The organism is Kitasatospora sp. NPDC043949, assembly GCF_056435365.1.
This window is the reverse complement of record NZ_JBWKEQ010000065.1, coordinates 16,554-39,693: the sequence shown is the minus strand read 5'-3', so window position 1 is coordinate 39,693 and position 23,140 is coordinate 16,554. Positions and strand designations below refer to the sequence as shown.

The window sequence follows — 23,140 nt, the reverse complement described above, 5'->3', positions numbered from 1 at the left end:
CCCCCCCCCCCCCCCCCCCCCCCCCCCCCCCCCCCCCCCCCCCCCCCCCCCCCCCCCCCCCCCCCCCCCCCCCCCCCCCCCCCCCCCCCCCCCAGGGCGGTCAGGCATCGCTGTAGTCCGCGATCATTTCGAGCGTGGACTCCACCGAGCTGATCTGGGTGTTCAGGTGCTTCACCCACCGGCCCTTGGGCTGGAGGGCGAAGTGCGGGGCGACAACACCGGTGATGAACCGGCGGAACTCGGTGAGCTTCTCGCGGATCACCGCGGCCTCGTATGCCTGCAACTCGACCGGGTCGGAGCAGAACCGGTAGCCGTCCGCCCTCGTCCAGATCAGCGGCGGCCAGCCCCGTTCGGCGATGGTGTCGCGCAGGCAGGCCAGCCCCGCCCGGGCCTGACCCGCGCTGAGCGAGGAGGCCCGGCCGAGCTGGTCGAAGGTCAGCCCGGCGGGACGGGCCTCGAAGAGGACCTTGCGAACGGTGTCGGCGTGCCGCTCGGCCGCCGCCGACCTGCGCCGGGAGGCGCGGGGCATCGCCTACTCACCCTGGAGCAGGCGGGCCAGCTCGCCGTCCATGTCGACCTTCCCGGTGTCGACCGCCGTCTCGATCCAGTCCAGCGTCGCCCTCACGCGCGCGCAGTTCTCCCGGATCACCGACTGCTCGTCGTCGCCGAGCTGCCGGTCGCGCAGGCCCGGGACGACCCGCCCGGCCGCGGCGACGAACGCGTGGCAGGCCGTCACCAGGTCCAGGAACTCCACCGACCGGTCGATCTTGCGGATCACCGGCGCGATCGGGCTGTTCTCCTCGAAGTGCTCGCGGGCCTGCCGCCCCCGCTCGACCTGGGCGTGGTTGACCTGGTGGCGGGCGGTGTCGTCGGCCATCGCCCGGGCCGCGACGTCCGGGCGCCGCAGCAGCCCGGTGGTCACCTCCGCCGCGACGTGGTCCTCGCGGGTCAGCTCCTCGACTACCCTCACCTTCTCCGCCGGGGCGACCCGGGCGACCACCGCCGGCCGGTGCAGGAACTTGGGGGCGACCGCCGCGGCGACCTCGTCGTCGCGGGTCAGCTCCTCCACCACCCGGACCTTGTCCTCCGGCTTGACCTGCGCGACCACGCCCGGACGCCGCAGCAGGTCGCCGGTCACCACCGCGGCGACCTCCTCGTCCTGGGCGAGGGTGTGGATCGCGCTGACCTTCTCCTGCGGGGTCACCGGAACATCGACCTGCCGGCCGACCCTGCGCTTGGCGTCGTCCGCCGTCCACCTTCCCCGGGGCTGCGGTGGGTTGAGGATCGCCTCGAACCGCTCCCGCTCGTCCGCGATCCCCGCCAGGACCTCGTGGACCGTGAAGGAGACGCCGGCCTGCCGGCGGTCCTTGGGCCACCGCGAAGAGGTCCACCTCGCCCGCCTGACCTGCGAGTAGGTCAGGCCGACGTCGTCGGCCACCCGGGCCAGCGACTTCTTGACGGAGAACATCTCGTCGCTGTGCTCCTGGCCGCCGACCTCGCGCATCGGCTCGATCTCCAGCGCGTAGTCGCCGATCGTGAACTGCGCGCGGGTGGTCGTCTCGACCAGCTTCCGCAGCTCGGCGACGATCTCCTGGTATCGGTCGGCGCTGACGCAGCCGACCTTCTCCGCTATCTCCTGAGCCATGTGGAATCTCACCACCAACTCGCGGACCAGGCATGGCAGTTGGCCGTGACGGGACCGGTCCGCTTCCGTGCAGCAGAGTCCGGCCCGGAATGTGGTGATCACAACAACTAGCCTGCGGATGAACGAAGTTGAGCGAATCGTGACCGTTTCGGCGTTCGCTCAACGGTCACTGTGACCGTTCGCCGAACGGTTCGTTCCGAGACCGCCAGGCCCTCATCACGCACCGCCGCGAGCAGTACCGGGCGTTCGAACGCCGATCCACCCCGGCCACCCACCACGCGTCGCACTCCGGGCACTCCACCCGGCCGGCCCCGCTCAGCTCGGCCGCCACCCGCTTCCGCAGCCGCTGGTCCACCCGCCACTGCCTGGCACGACACGCCGTCGAGCAGAAACGCGTACCGGGCCGCGACTCCGGCCTCAGCCGTACGTCGCAGCCTCGCACCACCGCTCACCAACCGGCCCGCTGTCCTCGGACACCAGCCCAGGCTAGGGCTCCAGGCTACCCGGATCGGGGGTTCAGACACAGGTACTGAACCGCACCGCCGAGGTCACCGCCCTGCTGGCGCGCGGCGACGCCGACCCGGCCCGGCTCGCCGCCCGGATCCTCACCGAGGCCAAGGTGATGGGCCACCACGGCAACAGCGACTACGGCTCCGCCCTGGGCGAGTTCGCCGAACGGCACCTGGACGCGGTCGGCCCGCGCACCAGCGTGTTGATCCTCGGCGACGCCCGCAACAACCACCGCGACCCGAACCTGGACGCGCTGCGCCGGATCGCCGGCCGGGCCCGACGGGTCCACTGGCTCAACCCCGAGCAGCCCGCCCTCTGGCGGACCGGCGACTCCGCCGCAGCCGCCTACGCGGGCGTCGTGGAGATGCACTCCTGCCGCAACGCCCGCCGCCTCGGCGAACTGATCGCCCGCCTGCTGCCGGTGTAGGGAGCTTCCGAGTCCGCCGCCGTGGCGGCCTAAGCCTGGGCCTTGGCCTGGGCCTGGGCCCGGGCCTCCTCGGCCGCCACCTGGGCGGCCCTGGCTGCCAGCGGGTTGATGTCGGCCCGGCGCGCCCACTGCATGGCCGTCAGCCGCTGGACCACCACGATCGCCGCGACGGCCGCGACCAGGCGCAGCGCCGAGCCGGCGGTCTCCACCCGGATGGTCTCGCGCAGGTCCTCCAGGCTGTCGAGCACCGTCAGGTTCACGTGCTTCATCATCGAGCTGGCGATCCGGTTGACGACCAGCGCGCCGATCCAGGTGGACCACCACAGGACCAGGACCTTCTCCGACACCGTGCGGCGCCGTCCCTCCGCGTCCAGCGGAGCGCTCGCCCGCCAGCAGTCCACCATCAGCTGCCAGGGGAACCAGAGCAGGACGAACGGGGTGACCCAGGCCCCGATGGTCCAGCCGCGTCCGCGCCGGTGCCCGTGCGGCAGCAGCAGGTCGGCGTTCTGGCGGATGCGGTAGAACCAGATGATGAACACCACGGCGGTGGCCAGCGCCAACGGAAGGAAGACCCCGTTCAGCCCTTTCACCAGGGAGTCCACGGCATCGAAGTCGTCGAGGTCAGCCGACCCGTCCGCCAACTGGCCCAGCAGGACATCGGACCAGAGGCCGGCCACGACCGCCCCCGCCGCCAGCATCGCGTTCACCCCCAGCAGGACGTAGACCGCGATGGCAAGGCTGTTCGCCGGTCGGAGCGCCGCCGCCCAACCCGGCGCCGCCTCCGCGCAGCCGAAGCAGCGTCGGCTCTCGGTCCCCGCGGGACGCGCCCCACACGCCACACACACCATCAGATCGTCAACTCCTGGAATCGCCGCGTGCTCGGACTCGCACGCCGGTGCCGCCAACGCCCCGACCGGGGCGGGCGCGCCGACTCTAGGGGATCACCGACGTCCGCTGCCAGCGAGATTTCGCAGCTCAGCGGCGGTATCGCCAGATAAACGACAGATCACGCGGGAATCGAACCCCGGGGAGCCGACTCCGACTCACCACCCCTACCCCGCGCGCCCGTCCCGCTCGATCCGGGTGTGCGGTCGACGGACCTCGGGCGCAGGACTGGTGAAGGGGTGCGAGCGTCCCGGGGAGGTCGAACGCGGCGTCAGGCCGAGGGCACGGGCAGCAGCCGGTAGGCGTCCCCGTGCGTGAGCACGCGACCGGCGGTGGGCGGCGCGAAGTGGGTGCCGAGCAGGAGGGTGTCCGTGTCGGCGAGGGAGCCGAGGAGCTTGCGGCGCGAGGCCTCGGACTGCCGCGGGTCGATGTCGACGCAGGCGCCGATGGCGGGGTGGGCGAGCTGGACCGGGTGGTGGACGCAGTCACCGGTGATCAGCGCCGCCTCGCCCCGGCTGGTCAGTTCGACGGCGACGTGGCCGGGGGTGTGACCGGGGGTGGGGATCAGGCGCAGGCCCGGGGCGACCTCGACGCCCTCGGCCGGGACGTCGACGAGGTCCAGCATCCCGGCCCGCTCGACCGGGATCACGGAGTCGAGGAACATCTGCCTCCGCGCCTCCTCCAGGTCGTACCCGGCCCAGAACTCCCGCTCGGCGCGGGAGGTGAGGTAGCGGGCGTGGGGGAAGGTGGGGACCCACTCGTCGTTCACCTCCCGGGTGTTCCAGCCGACGTGGTCGGCGTGCAGGTGGGTGAGGATCACCAGGTCGACGGAGTCCGGAGCGAAGCCGGCGGCGGTGAGGCGCTCCAGGTAGTCGGTCCGCAGGTGGTGCCAGGCCGGGTTGGCCCGCTCCTTGCCGTTGCCTATGCCGGTGTCGACGAGGACGCGCAGCCCGCCCACGGCGAACGCGAAGCTGTGGCTGTCCAGGTGCAGGACACCCTCGTGGTCGGCGAAGTGGGGGTGCAGCCAGTCGTGGCCGGCCACCACCTCGGGGGTGGCCTCGGGCAGCAGCCACGGCCCGGTCGCGGGCGGCAGGAGGGTCTCGTCGATGCGGTGGACGGTGACGCCTCCCACCGTCCAGGCGGGGATGGGGGCGGGGGCTTCGGACGTGGCGCCGGACATGGGGCTCCTCCCGTAAACGCAATCGGTTTGCGTTAAGCCATCGTAGGACCTACAGTCCGACTAACGCAAACAGTTAGCTTTTGGTGCGGGTGCCATCTCGCTCCAGCCCCGATCAGGAGAGAACGCCCATGTCCTCCGCCGAACCGCCCACCACCGAACACCCCTCCGCCGAACCTCCCGCCGAACCGCCCACCGGTCCGTCCGCCACCGAACGGCCCGCCACCGACCTCACGCCACCCGAGGCCGCCCGCTGGGCCGCCCGGGCCGGGCTCCCCCTGCCCGCCGACCGCCACGACCCGGTCGCGGCCACCGCCAACCAGCTGCTCTCCGTCGTCGCGGTCCTGCGGGAGCTGGACTTCGGGGACACCCCGCCCGCGAGCGCCTACTGCGCGGAAAGCGCCCACTACACGGACGAGGAGACGCACGATGCAGCCGTATGAGCTCTCCCTCGCCGCCGCCGCGGAGGAGATCCGGGCCCGGCGACTGTCCCCCGTCGAACTGGTGGACTCGGTCCTCGACCGCATCGAGCTGGTCGAACCGCACCTCGGCGCCTACGTCGCGGTCACCGCGGAGCGGGCGCGCCGGGCGGCCCGCGAGGCCGAGCAGGAAGCGGCGCGCGGCCTGCACCGGGGGCCGCTGCACGGCGTCCCGATGGGGCTCAAGGACCTGATCGACGTCGCCGGGCTGGCCACCACGGCCAGCTCCCGGGTCCGCGCCGACCACCGCGCGCAGGCCGACAGCACGGTCGCCGCCCGCCTGGCCGCGGCCGGCGCGATCCTGGTCGGCAAGACGCACACCCACGAGTTCGCCTACGGCCTGACCACCCCGCAGACCGGCAACGCCTGGGACCGCGGCCGGGTCGCCGGCGGCTCCAGCGGCGGATCCGCCGTCGCCGTCGCCGCGGGCGCCGCGACCTTCGCGCTGGGCACCGACACCGGCGGCTCGATCCGGGTGCCCGCCGCGCTCAACGGGGTCGTCGGCCTCAAGCCGACCTACGGCCTCGTCCCCCGCCACGGCGTCGCGTCCCTGTCCTGGTCGCTGGACCACGTCGGCCCGATCGCCCGGACCGTCGAGGACACGGCCCTCGTCCTGGACGCCCTCGCCGGGCACGACCCGCGCGACCCCGCCTCGCTGGCCACCCCCGCCGTCGGCCATCAGCCGGGCGCGGACACGGACCTGACGGGGCTGCGCGTCGGCGTGCCGCGCAGCTACTACTTCGACCGCGTCGACGTGGAGGTGGAGGCCGCCGTCCGGCGCGCCATCGAGCACCTGGAGGCACTCGGCGCACGGCTCGTCGACGTCGACATCCCGATGACCCGCTACCTCCAGGCGACTCTGTGGGGGCTGGTGGCACCGGAGGCCACCGCCTACCACGAGCGCTCCCTGCGGGCGGTGCCCGAGCTGTACCAGGCGGACGTCCGCGCCCTCCTGGAGGCCGGCGAGCTGATGACCGCCGGAGACTACCTGCGCGCCCAGCGCTCCCGGACGCTCATGCGGCAGGAGTGGGCCCGGATGCTGGAGGAGGTCGACGTGATCGCCGCCCCGACCGCCCCGGTCACCGCGGTACGGACCGACCAGGAGGCCGTCACCTGGCCCGACGGCACGGTCGAGAGCGTCCCCGACGCCTACGTGCGCCTGTCCGCCCCCGCCAACATCACCGGGGTGCCCGCCCTGTCCGTCCCGGTCGGCCGGGACGCGGCGGGCCTGCCGATCGGCATGCAGTTGCTCGGCCGGCCGCTCGGAGAGCGCACACTGCTGCGGGTCGGCCACGCCTTCGAGCGGACGCAGCCCGCCCGGGCGCTCGCGCCGGCGGTCTGAGAACAGCAGGCGGGCCGGGCCGGACGGCGCCGGCCCGCCGTCCGGCTCCGAGGCGGGCCCCCCGGCACCCCGGCACCCCGTAAACGCAAGGATTGTGCTTTAAGGTGTTTATCATGAGTCGCAAACAGATGGTGCGCCCCGGCGGGCGCAGCGCCCGGGTCCAGGCATCGGTGCACACCGCTGTGCGTGAACTCCTCGCCGAGGTGGGCCGCGACGCGCTGACGGTGCCGCTGGTCGCGCAGCGCGCGGGCGTCACCCCGTCGACGGTCTACCGCCGCTGGGGCGACCTCCAGGAGCTGCTGTCCGACGTCGCGGTGGAGCGCCTGCGGCCCGACACGGCGCCGGAGGACCTGGGCGACCTGCGGTCCGACCTGACGGCCTGGGCCGAACAGTTCCTCGACGAGATGGCCTCCCCCTCGGGCCGCGCCTACATCCGCGACGCCCTGCTCGGCGACCCGGACGGCGGCAACGCCGGCCAGTGCTCGGACTACGCGGCCGAACAGGTCGGCGCCGTGCTGAGCCGGGCGGGCGGCCGCGGGGAGGACACGCCCGGCGTCGAGGCGGTCATGGACGGCGTCGTCGCCCCCCTGATGTACCGCATCCTCTTCCGCCCGGCCGGCCTCGACCCCGCGTACGCGCGCCGGCTCGTGGCCGAACTCCTCGCCCCGTACGGGGCCGGTCCTTCGGGCGGATGATCGTTCGCCGGGCGAGGACGGGCAGCTCACGTTATCGACGGGCAGCTCAAGTTATAAGCTTCTGCGGGACGTTCACGAGCCCGGCCGCTGGCCGGGACCTCGCCTGGGAGGAAGCGTCGTGGGGAAGAAGATCCCGGTGCGGACCGGATGCCAGAACTGCTCGCGGTGCACCGGCTCGATCGGCGGCAACGCGGCCCGCAAGACGGTGCGGGGCACCGGGGTGGCGCTCGGCGCGGTGGTCACCGTCGGTCTGAGCCTCCTCTTCATCCGGAGGTGCCGCGCCTGCGACCACCCCATGGGCAGCCACCACCACCACTGATCGCGCCGCCGGGCCTCCGCAACCCGGCTCCGACCCGGCATCCGGGCCGGAGCCGGGCGGGCGTCAGGCGTCCAGGTGCTTGAGGAAGTCGAGCAGCGCCTCGTTGACCTCCGCCGGGCGCTCCTGCTGCGTCCAGTGCCCGGTGTCCGGCAGCCGGACGTGGCGGTGCAGCTTGGGCACCCGGCTCAGCAGGTGGGCCAGCACCTCCGGTGGGACGAGCGCGTTCACCATGTCCTGTTCGCCGGCCACGTACAGCGCCGGCACGTCGATCGTCACGCCGTCGAAGGCGGCCATCAGTTCGGCGTTGCGGTCGATGTTCCGGTACCAGTTGAGCCCGCCCGTGAAGGCGTGCTCGCCGTGCAGGGCGTAGTCGGCCGCGAGGGCGTCGATGTCCGCCTCGGTGAGCCAGGCCGGCAGCTGCGCCGGCTCCGGGATGGTGTCCAGCAGGACCTTGCCCTCGGGGACGACCCACGGCTGCGGCTTCCCCCCACCGCGCGGGCCACCGCCCAGGATGCGGCGGAAGCTGGACTTCACGTCGGCCGCCAGTTCGGCGTCGGCGCGGCCCGGCTCCTGGAAGTAGTTCTGGTAGAAGCCCTCGCCGAAGTTCTCCCGGGACTCCCGCAGCGGCCGCGGCCCGCTGGGCAGCGGCGGCACGCTCAGCCCGGCGACCCCGCGCACCAAGTCCGGCCGCAGCGCGGCGGTGGCCCAGGCGACCGGCGCGCCCCAGTCGTGCCCGACCACGACGGCCCGCTCCTCGCCGAGCGCGCGGATCAGCGCCGTGACGTCGCCGACCAGGTGCAGCAGGGAGTACGCGTCCACCCGCTCGGGCTGCTCGCTGCGGGCGTAGCCGCGCTGGTCGGGGGCGACGACCCGGTAGCCGGCCGCGGCGAGCGGGGCGAACTGGTGGCGCCAGGAGTACCAGCTCTCCGGGAAGCCGTGCAGCAGCAGGACCAGCGGGCCCTCGCCCTGTTCCGCGACGTGAAGACGGACACCGTTCACCTCGACGTGGCTGTGCTTGATCGCGTCGTTCAAGTCCCGCTCCCGGTCCGGTGGAAGGGCCGGGGCATCCGTTTCGCCCCGGCCCTTCCCGGCGCAACACCGCCGGGGCGCGGGGCATTCCCGCCGCCCCGGGGAGAACGGCCGAGGCCGCCCCGGAACTCCGGGACGGCCTCGGCGTGGTGATGGAAAGTCAGTTCACCGTGTAGCTGTAGGGGATCGCCGCGAGCACCGAACCGGTGGTGCCCAGGGTGTTGTTGGCGGTCGCCACCGAGCTGGGGGCGGACACCAGGTACAGCACACCGTGGACGGTGCTGCCCTTCGCACCGGTCGGGGTCACGGTGACCTGGAGCGAGCCGCTGGCGCCCGGCTGGACGGTCACCGGGTTGGCGGCCGGGGCCGAGGCGTTGACCGCCAGGGCGTACGGGTCACCGGTGCTGGAGGTCAGCGCCGGGTCGAACGCCTGGGTGTGCGCGGTCGCGGTGATGGTGGCGGTGCCGGCCGGGGCACCGGCGGTGCCGAACGGGCCGACCTGCTGCAGGAAGGTGCCCCACACACCGGGGAGGACCGGCTGCGACGCGCTGCCGTTGTCGGTCACGACCGAGATGGTCGAACCGTCCTGGGCCTTCTTCAGGTCGCCGAAGAGGTCCGGCGAGCCGGTGGTGCCGGACAGCTCCAGGTGGGCCGGCGTCGAGGAGGCCGCCACCGCCTTCAGCTGGTCGGTGCCCGGCGGGACGAGGAAGGACGGCACCGCGGAGGTGAGGCTCAGCGGCAGGGTGACCGTCGCGGAGGCGCCCTGCGGCACCAGCGGGATGTCGGTGCGGCGGTCCAGGCGGCCGTCGGCCGAGATCTTCTGGGTGGCGACGGTGTTGTTGGTGTAGTTCACCTGGACGGTGACCGGCTTGCCGGCCGCCAGCTTGGCGTGCGGGTCGTTCGGCAGGCCGGCGGCGGTGGCGACGTTCTGGTTGAACGCGACGGTGCCGGCGAAGTCCTGGGCGAGCTCCTGGCCGCTGACCGGGCCGAGCACGTTCAGGACGAACCGCCAGCGGCCGGCGGCCGGGTTGACGGTGGTGGCCGAGACGCCGGCGGTGGTGCCGGTCAGGTTGCCCTGCGCGTCGAGCAGGCCGTTGCCCTCGATGTCGATCGGGGTGCCGTTCGGGCTGATCAGCGCGCCCTGCATGAGCAGCTTCGGATCCTTGGCGACGGTGACGCCGACCCGCAGGTCCTTCTGGCCCTTCGGGACGTCGAAGGCGTACGCGAAGCTCTGCGTCGGCGAGGCGTTGCGGCCGTTGCCACCGGTGATGGTGCCGGTGAAGGTGCCCTTGCCCTGGTTGACCGGGACGAGGCTGCGCAGCACGACCGGAACGCTGGTGGCGGTGCCGTTGGAGCTGGCAACGGTGATCGCCTGGCTGGAGTCGCCGCTGGTGCCCGGGGTGGTGAGCTGGACCTTGAGGGTCTTGGTCTCACCCGGCTTCAGGTCCGCGACGCTCGGGCTGACGGCGCCGGCCGGCACCGCGCGCTGGGTGGCGGTGCCCAGCTGGACCGGGCCGTTGTAGCCGGCCTTGCCCGCCGGGGTGTACAGGACGGCGGTCCACTCGCCGGCCACCGGGTGCGGGACGTCCACCAGGCCGAAGTCGGCCGGGGTGGCGCCGCCCTGCGGACGGGTGTTGGTCTCGAAGCGGCCCGACGGGTCGAGCAGCGTCATGCGGACCACGGAGCCGTTGGTGACCGGGCTGGCCGCACCCTGCCAGGCGATCGACGCCGCGAGGCGGTCGGCGCCGGCCGGGACGGTGAACTTGACCTGCTTCTGCACCCAGGTGGCGCCGTTGGTGGCGTACTTGAAGGTGTCGGTGGAGGCCGTGTCCAGCTGGACGGTCTGCTGGTTGCTCGACTGCGGCACGAAGGTGCGGGTCGCGCCGCTGACCGTCTGCGGGGCGGAGCTGGTGTTGGTGACGGTCACGTCGGCGGTGTGGGTCGAGCCGGGGTTGCCGGCGATGTCGACCTGACCGGTGGTGACGACGACGGTCTTGCTGTCCGACGCGCCGGAGCCGGCGTGGTAGCCGCGGGCGGCCTCGACGGCGGCGCGGACGTTCAGCAGGCCGGCGCCCTGCTCCTCGGCCGGGACGCCGAGGTCCTGGGCGGTGCCGGTGATGAACTTCTTCACCAGCGCCGGGGCGGGCGACTGGCCGTTGTGGGTGTCGCGGTAGGCCTGGATGACCAGGGCCGCGGCGCCGGTGACGAACGGCGCGGCCTGGCTGGTGCCGCCGAACGACTGGATCGGCGAACCCTGGCCGCTGTAGCCGGTGCAGTCGGTGTACTTGCTGGTGTCGGGCGAGCAGAGCGCCCAGTCCGACTCGCCCGGCGCGACCAGGTCGACCGTGCGGCCGGCCTGGGTGAAGCCGCCCGAGGAGAGCGCGGAGATGCGGTTGTTGCTCCAGGTCTTGTTGGAGAACTGGGCGGCCGCGTAGCCGGTCTGCTGGTAGTTCTGGTTGTCCGTCGAGGCGCCGACCGCGATCACGTTCGGGTCGGTGGCCGGGGTGCCGATGGTGCCGCTGATGCCCGCGTCGCCGGTGGAGACGGAGACGGTGACACCGGCCTTGACGGCCTGGTCGTTGAAGAGCGAGATGGTGTCGTGCGCGCCGCTGTCCGGGGTGACGTTGCCGCCGAAGGACTCGTTCAGCACGTCGACCTTGGCGGCCGAGACCGCGTAGTCGATGGACTGCAGGATCGACGAGTTCGACATGATCTCGCCGCCGGCCCGCAGGGCGACCAGCGAGGCGTCCGGGGCGAGGCCGCGGATGCGGATGTTGCAGCCGGCCGGCAGACCGCGGGAGGCGTTCACGAACTTCGAGACGTCGTAGACCTGGCGGCCCTGGGCGATGACCGCCGAGGCGTCGCCGAAGGCCTCCGCGCCACCGGTCGGCGCGTCCACGCCGTCGCCCGCGAAGTCCTGGTAGTCGACGACCGCGTGCGAGCCGTCGGCCCGGATGAAGTCCGGGTTGTTCGGGTCGAGGCCGTCCGCGATGTAGGCGACCTTGACGCCCTTGCCGGTGGCCAGGTCGGCCGCGCCGGGCTTGCCGTCGGCGCCGACGGCGTGCGTCGAGTAGAGGCCCTCCGGCTCCAGCAGCGGCTGGGACGGGTCGGACGGGCAGATCGTGTTGGTCGCGTTCTGCTCGGCGCCCTGGCCGTTGCTGCCCGAAACGGCCTGCGGGGCGGCGGCCTTGGCCGACTTGGCACCGGACTTGGTGTCCGCGGCGTCCTTCGCGGCCGCGGCCTTGCCGGCGGCCGGCGGCGTGACGGTGACCTGCTCGTCCGCGACGACCGAGGCGACGGCCGGGTCGGCCAGCAGCGCGGCACGCAGCGCGGGGCTCACCGTGGCCGAGAACGCGTTCCCGACCACGAAGCTCTTGATGTTGGTGCCACCGTTGGCCTTGACCTTGTCCAGCAGCGGCGCCTGGGCGTTCGCGGCCTTCTGCTTACGGGCGCCGAGGTGGCCGTTGTCGGCCGGGGCGTCCGCTATCTGGTCCTTGAGAATCACGATCACCGGCACCGGGGTCCCGTCCGCGGACGCCACGGGGGCGTTCTGCGGGTCCGGGAGCGGAGCTGCGTTGGCGCTGGACCCGAAGGTCAGGACCATGGACGCGGCGGTGACCGTGACGGCAGCTGCTAGCTGGGATTTCCGCCAGCCGATCAATGGACATCCTTTCGTCTGATGAGACGTCAGGTTGCGCGGCCCAGCGTACGCGAATCCAGGTCGGACGCGTGGTTGCTCCGGACCGCGCGTCCCGACAGCGGTCGCATTCCAGCGCATCCGACACGACCACGACAAGGGGGGAAATCCCCATTAGAAAGTAAAAAAGACCATCAGAAAGTAAAATTCGCGGCAGAAATCGGGCCATGTCCGCCCCTTTTCGCTGACCAGACCCGGTCGGAACTGTCCGATCCCGGTCGGAAAAAATCGGTGGCGAACTCTGGACAGTGGCGGACCATCGCCACCTGGGACACACCGTCAGCACCGCCACACACCCTTCCCCCCGGACCCACCCTGAAACCGGACATGACAGAACGGGCGCGCGGTCACACCGACGCCCGGTGGCCGGAATCCCCCGGCCGCCGAGCGATCGGCACCCGATCAGCCGGCGGCCAATCGCTCCTGGGCGTCCGCCAGATCCTCGGCGGTGGGCGCGTCGTCCTGGGTCAGCCGGTGGCGCCAGTACCCGGTGAAGTCGATCGACCGCTTCGGCACGCCGCGCTCCGCCACCAGGTGGCGGCGCAGCGCCCGCACCGCGCCCGCCTCCCCCGCGAGCCAGGCGAACGGCGCGCCGGCCGGCAGCGCGGCGGCCCGCACGGCCCCGGCCAGCACGACCCCGGGGGCCGCCCCGCCCCGGACCGACCAGTGCACGGCCAGCTCGGCACGGCTCTCCAGCGGCTGCCGCTCGGCCTCGTCCGCGACCTCGACGAACGCGAGGGCCCGCACCCCGGCGGGCAGCGCCTCGACCAGCGTCGCGATCGCCGGCAGCGCCGTCTCGTCCCCCGCCAGCAGCACCCAGTCGGCAGCGGCGGCGGCCTCGGCGAGCGGGACCGGCGGGGCGTACAGCGCCGAGGGGCCGACCATCCCGAGCCGCTGCCCCGGCTCCGCGCGCTCCGCCCAGGCGGCGGCCGGACCGGTGTCGCCGTGCAGCACGAAGTCGATCTCGACCAGGCGGGTGCCGGGCCGCCGGCGCCGGAGGGTGAAGCTGCGCAGCAGCGGGCGCCCCGCCTCGGGGATCGCCAGGTACGCCTGGTACCAGCTCATCGGGTCGTCGCTCTGCGCGGGCAGCTCGGGCACCGCCTGGCCGGGACGGGGGAAGCACAGCTTCACCTGCTGGTCGGGCGCCGTGCCCACGGAGTCCGCCAGGGCCTCGGCCTCGAAGGTGACCCGGGCGGTGCGCGGCGTGATCCGGCGGACCTCGACGACCTCGGCGAAGGTGACGGGCAGTGTCATCGCAAAACCCCTTCGGTTGATAACCTTACGACATAAAGAGTTGTCGCGGCCGAGGATACTTTACGCCATAAGGAGTTGCTGCATGGTCGTCTACGCCGGACAGGGCGACGCCCACCGGTCCCTGTCCCTGCTCTGGGGCGCACCACCGCAACCGCGCACCGGGCGCAGCGGCCCCAAACCGGGCCTCAGCGTCGACGCGATCGTCTCCGCCGGCATCGCGGTCGCCGACGCGGACGGCATGGCCGCGCTCTCGATGCGCGCCGTCGGCGAACGGCTCGGCCGCACCGCCATGGCCCTCTACACCTACGTCCCGGGCAAGGCCGAACTCCTCGACCTGATGCACGACCGGGCACTCGGCGAACTGCGGCCTTCCGTCGCGGACTTGGAGGGCTGGCGCCCCGCCGTCACCGCCTGGGCCGAGGAACTGTACGCCTGCTACCTGCGCCACCCCTGGATCCTCCAGGTATCGCAGGCCCGCCCGGTGCTCGGACCGGCCGAACTCGCCGCCATGGAAAGCCTGTTGCGTGCCCTGCAATCGGCCGCCCTCGCACCCCCGCGGCTGCACGGCGTCGTCGCGGCGCTCTGGCAGTTCGTCCGCGGCACGGCCGCCGTGGCCGCCGAATCACGCGGCGCCGCCGCCGCGACCGGCATCGCCGACGAGGACTGGTGGACCGCCCGGTCCGCCCGACTCGCCGAACTGGCACCGGACTTCACCGAGCGCTTCCCCCTGCTGACCGCCCTCCAGGGCGCCTCCGACGGCACGCCGCAGGACCGCGACCGGGCGGCCTTCCGCACCGGGCTCGCCGTCCTGCTCGACGGCGTGGCGGCCTCGGGGGCGGGGGCTGATCAGAGTGCCGGTCGGGGTGCCGGTCGGGGCTCGGGTTGAGCCGCTGATCAGCCTCGGCGGGCCGCCGGGATCGCCAGCAGGATGCCGAGCACCAGCAGGGTGGCGTACCCGGCGGTCTCATGGCCGTCCGGGACCAGGAAACGGACGAAGCCGAACAGCCGGAAGCCCCCCAGCCAGTCCGCCGCCAGGCCGGACCCGCCGCCGAGGATCAGCACGAAACCGAGATAGCCGAGCAGCGTCTTCATGCCCCGAGCCTAGGCAGCTCCCGGCGCCCGGGAATCCGACTTTCGGCGCGACCCGGGGATGACCAAAGTCGTCCCGGCGGCTTCCGCCGGCCGTCCCGGAGCCGCCGGTCGCCGCCCGCCCGCCGCCCGGCCGTCCCGGTGCCGTACCGCCCGGGGTGCGGACCGCCGTACCCGCCCGGGATCCGGACGGAGCAGCAGGCGCGGCGGCCCGGCGGCGCCCCGGGTACGTTCGCCGTGTGCAGCAGATGCCACAGCATGTCAGCAGAGTGGCGGCGGCCGCCGCGGTGTCCGCCCTGATGCTCGCCGCCGGCGCCCCGACCGCCCCCGGGCAGGACGCCGCCGGTGCGATCGGCGGCGAACGGCTCGGCCGGTCCGCCGTCCAGGTCGCTCCGCTGGCCGGGGCGCCCGCGCTGCCGCCCACGTTGACCGGGCGGTCCTGGCTGGTCGCCGACGCCGGCACCGGCGAGGTCCTCGCGGCCCACAACGCCCACCTCCAGCTCCCCCCGGCCAGCACCCTGAAGATGCTCTTCGCGGACACCGTGCTGCCCAAGTTCGACCGCACGACGGAGCACAAGGTCACCACGGCCGAACTGGCCAACGTCGGCGCCGGCAGCAGCCTCGTCGGCGTCAAGGAGGACCTGCCGTACCGCGTCGAGGACCTCTGGCGGGGCGTCTTCCTCAGCTCCGGCAACGACGCCGTCCACGTCCTCGCGCACATGAACGGCGGCCTCCAGCAGACCGTCGCCGAGATGCAGGCCCGCGCCCAGGCCCTGCAAGCCCGCGACACCAAGGTGGTCTCCCCCGACGGCTACGACATGGACGGCCAGGTCTCCTCCGCCTACGACCTCACCCTGTTCGCCCGCGCCGGGCTGCGCAACGCCGACTTCCGCTCCTACTGTTCCACCCGCACCGCGCACTTCCCCGGCGGACTCGACAAGCTCACCGGGCAGCGCACCAGCTTCGACATCGCCAACACCGACCGGCTGCTCGGCAAGTACCAGGGCCTGATCGGCGTCAAGAACGGCTACACCACCAACGCGGGCGCCACTTTCACCGGCGCCGCCCAGCGCGGCGGCCGAACCCTGCTGGTGACGGTGATGCACCCGGACACCCAGACCCGGGTCTACGACGAGGCGGCCGAGCTGCTCGACTGGGGCTTCGCGGCGGCCGACAAGGTCCAGCCGGTCGGGCAACTGGTGGAGGACACCGCCGCCGCCCGCCCGGCCACCATCACCGGCCGGGCCGGCGCTGCCTCCTCCGCCGCCCCCGCCGCCATCGCCGGTCAGGCGCACCCGCAGGCCGTCCGGGGCAACGACCCCGGCCTCGCCCCGGCCGCCTGGACGGCCATCGCACTCGGCGCCGTCCTCGCCCTGTGGGCCGCCGGGCGCACCGCCGCCCGCCGCCGCGCCGCACTCGCCGCCGACCCGGCCGCGCTCCCCGACCCGGGCGCCACCGCCCTCGGCGGGCACGGCCACCGCGGGCTGGCCCGCCGGGCCCGGGCCCTGGTCAGGCACGCCCTAGACTTCCGGCCATGACCACGCCCGACCCCGTTTCCTCCGACCGGCTCGCCCGGATCGTCAGCCTCTCCTCCGGGAGCTACCTGCTCGTCACCACCTACAAGAAGGACGGCACCACCGTGCCGACCCCGGTGTGGGTGGTGCGCGACGGCGAGGCGCTCGGCGTCTGGACCGTCGCCGACTCCTGGAAGGTCAAGCGGATCCGCAACCGCGCGGACGTTCTGGTGGGCCCCTGCGACGTCAAGGGCCGGCCGACCGGCGAGCAGTACCCCGCCACCGCCGAGATCCTCAGCCCCGAACGCACCGCCGCCTACCGCACCCTGCTGCGCCAGAAGTACGGCCTGCTCGGCGTGCTCACCCTGCTCGGCAGCCGCCTGCGCCGCGGCGAGCGCGGCACCGTCGGCATCCGGATCACCCTCACCTGACGCACCACCCGGCTGGCAGGGCCCCCGGTCACTCGCCGGGCCGGCCCGGGGAAAGGCGTGACGAGGAAGGGCGTGGGAGAGGCCATGGAGGACAGGGACGCGGACGGGGCCCGGGGCGGGCTGCCGCTGCTGGTGGTGGACGCGGCCAACGTGGTCGGGTCGGTGCCCGACGGGTGGTGGCGGGATCGACGGGGCGCCGCCGAGCGGCTGCGGGACGCGCTGGTCGCCGTCGCCGGGCAGGGCCTGCCGGAGCGGCCCGGGCCGCTGGAGGTGGTGCTGGTCGTGGAGGGCGCGGCCCGAGGTGTGGACGGACTGCCCGAGGTACGGGTGGTCGCGGCGGCCGGCAGCGGTGACGACCGGATCGTCGAGCTGGTCCGGGCGGCCAGAGCCGAACAGCCGGACCGGGACTGCCTGGTCGTCACCGCCGACCGCGAACTGCGGGCCCGGGTCGGCGCGCTGGGCGCGGCGGTCACCGGGCCGCGCAGCGTGCGGCGTTAGGGCCGGTCCCGTTCAGTCCCGTTCAGTCCCGTTCGGTCCTGTCGCGCGCGGCAGGACTGAACGGGACCCGTTCCGGGACGCGCGGCGGGGTCAGTCCGCCTGGGTGGCGTACATGCCCCAGTGGATCGCCTGGTCGGAGGCGGTCACCGTGAACAGGAGGTCCCGGCCGGGCCGGGCGGGGATCTCCACCGAGCCGATGCCGGTCGCGCCGACCGGGCACTGGACCGTGAAGTCGGCCGGCGCCAGGCCGGCGACGTGGACCTGGACCGAGCCGCCGCCCTGGCAGCCCACCGTCACGGTGAAGGGCTGAGAGGGGTTGACGGAGGCCGTCACCGCGCCACCGTCGCCGATCCAGTCCGGGATCCAGATCAGGCCCGTCCCCCCCGGGTGCGGCAGGATCTCCCCCGTCCCCATACCGCTCTGGACCGCAGCCGGGCCCGGCTGCGCCGAGGCCGTCCCGGCGACCGCCAGTACCGCCGCCAGCGCGGCCGCGCTGGCGGCCAGCATCCGCTTCCCCGTATGTGTCATCGCTACTCCCCGCTGCGTTGACCATCCGTCCGGCCGCACGAGCGCGCGCGGCCGGGCCGGGTGCCGACCCTCGGCACACGAAGGGATCTTATGACGATCAGATTTCGCCGAGGGCGGATTCGCCCGAACCCCGGCCCTCGAACCACGCCCCCGCGCGGCGGGCTGAAGCGACCCCGGGGCTGAACGCGTATGGGCGCCTCCCGGAACCCGACCACGGGCACCGGCATCTAGTTGACGGGTAGTAGCCGGGGCCCAGCGCATCGGGAGGCGCCGTCCCGGACGCTACCTGGTCACACCGGGTGCGTCATCCGAATTAATCCGGGCCCGAGGCCCGCCGTACGGGTCTCGCCGGGCCCGCGACGCCAGGGCGCTCCCACCGGTCCCCACCGGTTCGGACCGTACGGGAACCAACCGTGCCCGTCGTCCGACTGCTGGGGGGTGAGTGCGAAGTCGCCGGGTGTCCGGCCCTTGAGTGTGCTGGCGGGGTTCGCCCTGCTGCTGGTGGTGGTGTTCGTGGTGGCGTACGCGGTGGGACGGCAGGCGGGCCCGGTGTCCCCGGGGCTGACGCCCGGGGGCGGCGCGTCGCCCGGGGCACCCGGGATGGGCGGGCACGACATGGGCGGGATGCGATGAGCCCGGTCGCGGGGGCCGACGCCGGGGCCCTGGTGAGCACCGATCTGGCGGTCGGCGGGATGACCTGCGCGGCCTGCGTGGGCCGGGTGGAGAAGCGGCTGGCCCGGATCGACGGAGTGACGGCCGGGGTGAACCTGGCGACCGGTCGGGCCCGGGTGCTGCACCCGGCCGGGGTGCCGGTCGCAGAGCTGGTGGCGGCCGTCGAACGAGCGGGATACACCGCCGAGTTGGCGCCCGCCGGGGCGGGCGTCGGGCTGCCGGACGAGGAGCCGGCGGAGCGCTGGCGGCTGCTGGTGACGACGCTGCTGGCCGTCCCGGTGGTGGTGCTGTCGATGGTGCCGTCACTACAGTTCCCCGCCTGGCAGTGGGTCTGCTTCGCGCTGGCCGTCCCGGTGGTGACCTGGGGGTCGGTCGGGTTCCACCGCCGGGCCTGGCAGGGGCTGCGGCACGCGGCGGCCACCATGGACACCCTGGTCAGCCTGGGGGTGGTGGCGTCCTTCGGCTGGTCCGCGTACGCGCTGGTGTTCGGCGGCGCCGGGGAGGTCGGCATGCGGATGCCGTTCTCGCTGACCGCGGACGGCAGCGGCACGGCGCACGTCTACCTGGAGGCGGCGGTCGGGGTGCCGCTGTTCGTGCTGGCCGGGCGGCTGCTGGAGGGCCGGGTGCGGCGGCGCAGCGGTTCCGCGCTGCGGGCGCTGGCCGAACTGGGCGCGAAGCAGGTGTGCGTCCGGGACGGCGGGACCGGCGAGGAGCGCCTGGTACCGATCGAACTGCTACTGCCCGGGCAGGAGTTCGTGGTGCGGCCGGGTGAACGGGTGGCCACCGACGGGGTGGTGGTCGAAGGCGGTTCGGCGCTCGACCTGAGCCTGCTGACCGGGGAGAGCGTGCCGGTGGAGGTCGGCCCCGGGGACGCGGTGGCCGGCGCGACCGTCAACGTCGGCGGCGCGCTGGTGGTACGGGCGACGGCCGTCGGCGCCGACACCCAACTCGCCCGGATCACCGCGCTGGTGGCGGACGCCCAGGCCGGCAAGGCCCGGGCGCAGCGCCTCGCCGACGCGGTGGCCGGGGTGTTCGTGCCGTGCGTGCTGGCGGGCGCGGTGTGCGTGCTGGGCTTCTGGCTCGGCGCGGGCGCGGCCCCGCAGGCGGCGGTGACGGCGGCGGTCGCCGTGCTGGTGGTCGCCTGCCCGTGCGCCCTGGGCCTGGCCACCCCGACGGCGCTGCTGGCGGCGACCGGGCGGGGCGCGGAACTGGGCGTGCTGGTGCGCGGCCCGGAGGTACTGGAGAGCCTGCGCCGGGTCGACACCGTGGTGCTGGACAAGACCGGGACGCTGACCACCGGGCGGATGGAACTGGCGGCGGTGACGGTCGCCCAGGGCTTCGACTCGGGGCTCGGCGAAGGTCTCGGCGAAGGTCTCGACGAGGGTGCGGTGCTGCGGCTGGCCGGCGCGGTGGAACACCGCTCGGAGCACCCGATCGGGCGGGCCGTGGCGGCGGCCGCGCGGGAGCGCTGCGGTCCGCTCCCCGCGGTGGACGGCTTCGCGGCCGCCACCGGGGTCGGGGTGTCCGGGGTGGTCGAGGGCCGGAGGATACGGGTGGTCCGCCCGGACGGCACGGCGCAGCCGCTGCCCGCCGACCTCGCGGACGCGGTCACCGCCGCCTCGGACACCGGCCGCACGGCCGTGGTGGTCGAACTGGACGGGCGGGCCGCGGCCGTGCTCGCCGTTGGCGACACGCTGCGCTCGGGCAGCTGGCGGGCGCTCCACCGGCTGCGCGGGATGGGACTGGAGACCGTCCTGCTGACCGGCGACGGCCCGGGCGCGGCCCGGGCGGTGGCGCGCGAGCTGGGCATCGAACGGGTGCACGCCGCGGCCTCGCCGGAGGGCAAGGCCGCGGTGGTGGCCGAGCTGCGGGGCGCCGGGCGGACGGTCGCGGTGGTCGGCGACGGCGTCAACGACGCGGTGGCACTGGCCTCGGCGGACCTCGGGGTGGCGCTGGCCTCGGGCAGCGACGCCGCGATCGGCGCGGCCGGACTCACCCTGGTGCGCGGCGACATCGAGGCGGTGGTGGACGCCGTCCGGCTGGCCCGGCGCACCCTCGGCACGATCCGGGCCAATCTGCTGTGGGCCTTCGGCTACAACGTGGTGCTGATCCCGCTGGCGGCCGTCGGCCTGCTCAACCCGATGCTGGCGGCGGTGGCGATGTCGCTCAGCTCGCTGCTGGTGGTCGGCAACAGCCTGCGGCTGCGCACCTGGCAGCCCGGGCGCGGCGCCTCGGCGGCCCGGAAGGGGGCGCGGCGATGAGCACGGCGATGAGCGCGATCGGACGGCTGCGGGTGGTCGGCCCGCCGGTGGGCGCGGCGGCGCTGACGCTGGTGCTGCTGACCGGGTGGACGGCGGTCGGCGGGGCCGGGCGGCCCCGGCCGGTGGAGGCCGGCCCGGGCTGGCTGCTACTGCCGACGGCGGGCGCGGCCCCGGCCACGGCGGCGTTCTTCACGATCCGCAACCCGGGCGACGTACCGGACGAACTGACCTCCGCCAGCTGGGAGTTCGGCGGCAGGATCACGATCAAGCGGCACCTCCACCAGGGCGCCGCAGGCCGCTGGGAGCCGGTGGCCGCCCTCCCGATCCCGGGCCGCGGCGAGCTGGCGATGGCCCCGGAGGACGCCGACCTGATGATCGCCGACCCCCCACCCCTACGGGCCGGCCAGTGGGTGGACTTCACCCTCGGCTTCCGCCACAGCCCGGACCTCCACCTCAAGGCCCAAGTCCTCCCCCCGGGCACCCGCCCCCGCCCGACCGAACCCCCGGCAACCTGACACTCCCCGGCCGGATCACGCCCCGCCCCCGTCGAGGCGTGATCCGGCCCGGCCGATGGCCTGTCGGGCGGAGGCAGAGAACACGAGATTGCGGTTCGAACAGGATCAGGCCCCTTTCCCGGCTCCCAGTCCGGGACCGGAACGGACCGGATTCATTTGCCGGCCTCCGGCCCGTACCACTGGAGGGCCTGTCCGGTGACGCTCGCGATGCACTCGAAGTCGCGGTCCCGGTGCAGAAGGGTCAGGCCTTGCAGTTCCGCTGTGGCCGCGACGACCAGGTCCACGGCTCCGGCGCTGCGGTGCTGACCTCGTTTGGTCAGCATGCCCTGGACGTACCAGGCGCGGTCGTAGGCGCGGTCATCGACCGGCACCCAGCCGAACAGCAGCCGCATGTCCTCGATCCCCTGAGCGCGGTCGGCCGCTGTCCGCGCGCTGTAGAAGAACTCAAGTTCGGTGATGGGGCAGGTTGCGACCAAGCCCGCCGCTGCGGCTTGGTCCCAGCCGTACTGCTCGGCGTCGCCGCGCATGAAGCGCGCGAGCGCGCTGGTGTCGATCAGGAATTGCGCCGCGTTCACCGGCGGTAGTTCCTCTTGTCCTCGAAGATCTCCAGGTCGAAGGCCCCCGCGTCCGCCGCGGCACGCAGCCGTGTGAGGGCGAGCGCTCGCCGTCTGTTCTCCAGCACCTCACGCAGAGCGGTGTTGACCGTCTCCCTCTTGGTGCTGGTGCCGAGAGCCTGAGCCACGTCGGCGAGCAGCTCGTCGTCCAGGTCGATCACGGTCCGGCTCATGTGATGCACCTCCTGATATCAACTCGCATCTGAAGTATATCTCGACATGTTCCAGGCGGAAGGGATGCGTGGACGGCGATGCCCAGCACTGCCGGAACGCCTGCGACGCCGCGCACGTTGGCGCCCCCCTGGGTTCCTCGGACGGGATACGCCGATGGCCCGGACCGCTGTGCGGTCCGGGCCATCGGCCGGCGGAGGAGGTGAGATTCGAACTCGTGAGGGGTTGCCTGGGCCCGCTTTCCGAGCGTGCGCCGCCGGGGTGTCGGTCAGGGGTGGGGGATGACGGCGACCGGGGACTGGGCGTGGTGCAGGGCGGCGTGGGCGACGCGGCCGAGGCGGGGGCCGAAGTCGAGGGAGCGGTGGCGGCGGCCGACGACCAGGAGGGCGGCACCGGCGGAGGCTTCGACCAGGCCGCGGGCGGAGCCGAGCCGGACGTCCTCGATCACCACGGTGTCCGGGTGCCGCTCGCGCTGGCCGGCCAGGGCGAGGGTGAGCAGCTTGGCCTCCAGCGCCTCCAGTTGGGCGATCTCGGTGGGCGGCACGGCCCCGCCGGCGTAGCCGAAGACCGGCGGGAGGTCCCAGCCGTGCACGGCCCGCAGCCGGGCGCCGCGCAGGGCGGCCTCCTGGAAGGCGAAGGCGAGCACCTCCTCCTCCGGGGCGTGCGCGTCGACGCCGACCAGCACCTCGGGCCCGTCATCGCCGGCCCCGTCGGGCGCGCCCGGCTCGCGCACCACGACCACCGGCACCGTGCTGCGGGCGGCCGCGGCCATGCCGACCGAGCCGAGCAGCAGCCCGGTGAAGCCGCCGAGGCCGCGCGAGCCGAGCACCAGGAGGGCGGCGTCCGCGGCAGCGGCGACCAGGCCGTCCACCGGCGCGTCCAGGACGGCGTCGGTGTGCACCACCAGGTCGGGGTGGCGCTCGCGGATCGCGTCGGCGGCCGAGGCCAGCACCCGCTGTGCGGCGGCCGGCAGGTCGTCGGGCTCGGCGAAGGTGGCCACACCGTCGGTCAGCCACGGCCAGGCGTGCACCAGGCGCAGCGGGGCGCCCCGGAGCACCGCCTCGTCGGCGGCCCAGAGGGCGGCGGTGGTGCTCTCCGGCGAGCCGTCGACCCCGGCCAGGACGGATGGCGTCATGAGGGTTCCTCCACTGTGTCGGCGCTTGGCGGGGCGGCGCGGGGACGGTGTGCGCACTGACGGCCCGTCCGCTCCTCCCCCACCCTGGCGGTCCGCCAGGGCCTCGCGACAGAGGCCGCAGGCCCCTCGGTGACGGGACGAAAGGCCCGCCCGTGGGAGCGTACGGCGCACCCCGGCGTGCGGGGTGCCGACACCCGGGCACTACCGTGAATCCGGCAATCGCCCTGATCGGGCGGCACCTGGCGCCCTCCGG

At 74.0% G+C, this 23,140-nt stretch carries 22 protein-coding genes and 2 pseudogenes; 12 read left to right on the top strand and 12 right to left on the bottom strand.

Annotation, left to right across the window (positions count from 1 at the left end):
- Positions 1 to 100 precede the first annotated feature (100 nt).
- Both AC07AL_RS34230 and AC07AL_RS34225 read right to left on the bottom strand, forming a co-directional pair.
- A complete protein-coding gene (locus tag AC07AL_RS34230) occupies positions 101 to 529 on the bottom strand; it encodes a RacP protein (RefSeq protein ID WP_363629849.1) in 429 nt (142 codons plus the stop codon).
- Positions 530 to 532: 3 nt separating this feature from the next.
- Entirely contained in the window at positions 533 to 1,645 is a 1,113-nt protein-coding gene (locus tag AC07AL_RS34225) for a DUF6192 family protein (RefSeq protein ID WP_363584769.1), read from the bottom strand.
- Between the two features lie 529 nt (positions 1,646 to 2,174).
- Here AC07AL_RS34225 and AC07AL_RS34220 point away from each other — a divergent pair.
- A pseudogene (locus AC07AL_RS34220) lies at positions 2,175 to 2,582 on the top strand (VWA domain-containing protein); the annotation flags it as partial.
- Positions 2,583 to 2,611: 29 nt separating this feature from the next.
- Here the strand turns inward: AC07AL_RS34220 and AC07AL_RS34215 are convergent.
- Entirely contained in the window at positions 2,612 to 3,280 is a 669-nt protein-coding gene (locus AC07AL_RS34215) for a DUF4328 domain-containing protein (protein ID WP_478319303.1), read from the bottom strand.
- 458 nt (positions 3,281 to 3,738) lie between these two features.
- Positions 3,739 to 4,647, bottom strand: coding sequence for an MBL fold metallo-hydrolase (locus tag AC07AL_RS34210; protein ID WP_478319302.1), 909 nt, complete (start codon positions 4,645 to 4,647; stop codon positions 3,739 to 3,741).
- Between the two features lie 218 nt (positions 4,648 to 4,865).
- Between AC07AL_RS34210 and AC07AL_RS34205 the strand changes: the two are divergent.
- The 4 genes and pseudogenes from AC07AL_RS34205 to AC07AL_RS34190 all read left to right on the top strand — a co-directional run.
- Positions 4,866 to 5,087: pseudogene (locus tag AC07AL_RS34205) on the top strand (hypothetical protein); the annotation flags it as partial.
- On the top strand, positions 5,074 to 6,465 hold the full coding sequence (locus AC07AL_RS34200; RefSeq protein ID WP_478319301.1) for an amidase: 1,392 nt from the start codon (positions 5,074 to 5,076) through the stop codon (positions 6,463 to 6,465). The pseudogene AC07AL_RS34205 and the gene AC07AL_RS34200, both read left to right, overlap by 14 nt.
- 113 nt (positions 6,466 to 6,578) lie before the next feature.
- Positions 6,579 to 7,160 carry a TetR/AcrR family transcriptional regulator gene (locus AC07AL_RS34195; RefSeq protein WP_478319300.1) on the top strand — a complete coding sequence of 194 codons (582 nt, stop codon included), beginning with the start codon at positions 6,579 to 6,581 and terminating at the stop codon, positions 7,158 to 7,160.
- Positions 7,161 to 7,278: 118 nt separating this feature from the next.
- Entirely contained in the window at positions 7,279 to 7,479 is a 201-nt protein-coding gene (locus AC07AL_RS34190; protein ID WP_063346158.1) for a hypothetical protein, read from the top strand.
- A 63-nt stretch (positions 7,480 to 7,542) separates the two neighbouring features.
- On the opposite strand, the gene AC07AL_RS34185 is transcribed toward AC07AL_RS34190, so the two are convergent.
- The 3 genes from AC07AL_RS34185 to AC07AL_RS34175 form a co-directional block, all read right to left on the bottom strand.
- Positions 7,543 to 8,511: an alpha/beta fold hydrolase gene (locus AC07AL_RS34185; RefSeq protein WP_363584761.1), complete on the bottom strand. Its 969-nt coding sequence runs from the start codon at positions 8,509 to 8,511 to the stop codon at positions 7,543 to 7,545.
- Positions 8,512 to 8,668: 157 nt separating this feature from the next.
- Positions 8,669 to 12,112 (bottom strand): S8 family serine peptidase, encoded by a 3,444-nt coding sequence (locus AC07AL_RS34180; protein WP_478319299.1) that lies wholly within the window; start codon positions 12,110 to 12,112, stop codon positions 8,669 to 8,671.
- Positions 12,113 to 12,607: 495 nt separating this feature from the next.
- The gene (locus tag AC07AL_RS34175; RefSeq protein WP_363629841.1) at positions 12,608 to 13,459 is read right to left on the bottom strand and encodes a siderophore-interacting protein; all 852 of its coding nucleotides are present in this window, start codon (positions 13,457 to 13,459) and stop codon (positions 12,608 to 12,610) included.
- A gap of 82 nt (positions 13,460 to 13,541) precedes the next feature.
- On the opposite strand from AC07AL_RS34175, the gene AC07AL_RS34170 reads away from it, so the two are divergent.
- On the top strand, positions 13,542 to 14,345 hold the full coding sequence (locus AC07AL_RS34170; protein ID WP_363629839.1) for a TetR/AcrR family transcriptional regulator C-terminal domain-containing protein: 804 nt from the start codon (positions 13,542 to 13,544) through the stop codon (positions 14,343 to 14,345).
- A gap of 8 nt (positions 14,346 to 14,353) precedes the next feature.
- Here AC07AL_RS34170 and AC07AL_RS34165 read toward each other — a convergent pair whose 3' ends face one another.
- The gene (locus tag AC07AL_RS34165; RefSeq protein ID WP_363373336.1) at positions 14,354 to 14,551 is read right to left on the bottom strand and encodes a hypothetical protein; all 198 of its coding nucleotides are present in this window, start codon (positions 14,549 to 14,551) and stop codon (positions 14,354 to 14,356) included.
- Between the two features lie 245 nt (positions 14,552 to 14,796).
- Here AC07AL_RS34165 and AC07AL_RS34160 point away from each other — a divergent pair, with 245 nt between their 5' ends.
- The 3 genes from AC07AL_RS34160 to AC07AL_RS34150 all read left to right on the top strand — a co-directional run bounded on the left by AC07AL_RS34160 (position 14,797) and on the right by AC07AL_RS34150 (position 16,991).
- A complete protein-coding gene (locus AC07AL_RS34160; RefSeq protein WP_400803784.1) occupies positions 14,797 to 16,086 on the top strand; it encodes a D-alanyl-D-alanine carboxypeptidase family protein in 1,290 nt (429 codons plus the stop codon).
- Positions 16,083 to 16,493, top strand: coding sequence for a PPOX class F420-dependent oxidoreductase (locus tag AC07AL_RS34155; protein WP_363625447.1), 411 nt, complete (start codon positions 16,083 to 16,085; stop codon positions 16,491 to 16,493). Before AC07AL_RS34160 ends, AC07AL_RS34155 begins: the two co-directional genes overlap by 4 nt.
- An 84-nt stretch (positions 16,494 to 16,577) precedes the next feature.
- Positions 16,578 to 16,991 carry a PIN domain-containing protein gene (locus tag AC07AL_RS34150; protein ID WP_363584751.1) on the top strand — a complete coding sequence of 138 codons (414 nt, stop codon included), beginning with the start codon at positions 16,578 to 16,580 and terminating at the stop codon, positions 16,989 to 16,991.
- Between the two features lie 90 nt (positions 16,992 to 17,081).
- On the opposite strand, the gene AC07AL_RS34145 is transcribed toward AC07AL_RS34150, so the two are convergent.
- Complete coding sequence (locus AC07AL_RS34145; RefSeq protein WP_478319298.1) at positions 17,082 to 17,519, bottom strand: hypothetical protein; 438 nt, start codon at positions 17,517 to 17,519, stop codon at positions 17,082 to 17,084.
- 468 nt (positions 17,520 to 17,987) lie between these two features.
- Here AC07AL_RS34145 and AC07AL_RS34140 point away from each other — a divergent pair, with 468 nt between their 5' ends.
- From AC07AL_RS34140 to AC07AL_RS34130, 3 genes are read left to right on the top strand one after another with little or no spacing between them, the layout of a single operon-like run.
- Positions 17,988 to 18,152, top strand: coding sequence for a hypothetical protein (locus AC07AL_RS34140; protein ID WP_350879799.1), 165 nt, complete (start codon positions 17,988 to 17,990; stop codon positions 18,150 to 18,152).
- Entirely contained in the window at positions 18,149 to 20,452 is a 2,304-nt protein-coding gene (locus tag AC07AL_RS34135; protein WP_478319297.1) for a heavy metal translocating P-type ATPase, read from the top strand. Before AC07AL_RS34140 ends, AC07AL_RS34135 begins: the two co-directional genes overlap by 4 nt.
- Complete coding sequence (locus AC07AL_RS34130; RefSeq protein WP_478319296.1) at positions 20,449 to 20,967, top strand: copper chaperone PCu(A)C domain-containing protein; 519 nt, start codon at positions 20,449 to 20,451, stop codon at positions 20,965 to 20,967. The genes AC07AL_RS34135 and AC07AL_RS34130 overlap by 4 nt, the downstream gene beginning before the upstream one ends.
- Before the next feature lie 152 nt (positions 20,968 to 21,119).
- Here the strand turns inward: AC07AL_RS34130 and AC07AL_RS34125 are convergent, their stop codons facing one another.
- From AC07AL_RS34125 to AC07AL_RS34115, 3 genes are all read right to left on the bottom strand, one after another.
- On the bottom strand, positions 21,120 to 21,542 hold the full coding sequence (locus AC07AL_RS34125; protein WP_363629833.1) for a PIN domain nuclease: 423 nt from the start codon (positions 21,540 to 21,542) through the stop codon (positions 21,120 to 21,122).
- Positions 21,539 to 21,754 carry a type II toxin-antitoxin system VapB family antitoxin gene (locus AC07AL_RS34120; protein WP_363584741.1) on the bottom strand — a complete coding sequence of 72 codons (216 nt, stop codon included), beginning with the start codon at positions 21,752 to 21,754 and terminating at the stop codon, positions 21,539 to 21,541. The genes AC07AL_RS34125 and AC07AL_RS34120 overlap by 4 nt, the downstream gene beginning before the upstream one ends.
- A 266-nt stretch (positions 21,755 to 22,020) precedes the next feature.
- Positions 22,021 to 22,887, bottom strand: coding sequence for a universal stress protein (locus AC07AL_RS34115; protein ID WP_363584739.1), 867 nt, complete (start codon positions 22,885 to 22,887; stop codon positions 22,021 to 22,023).
- Between the last annotated feature and the right edge of the window lie 253 nt (positions 22,888 to 23,140).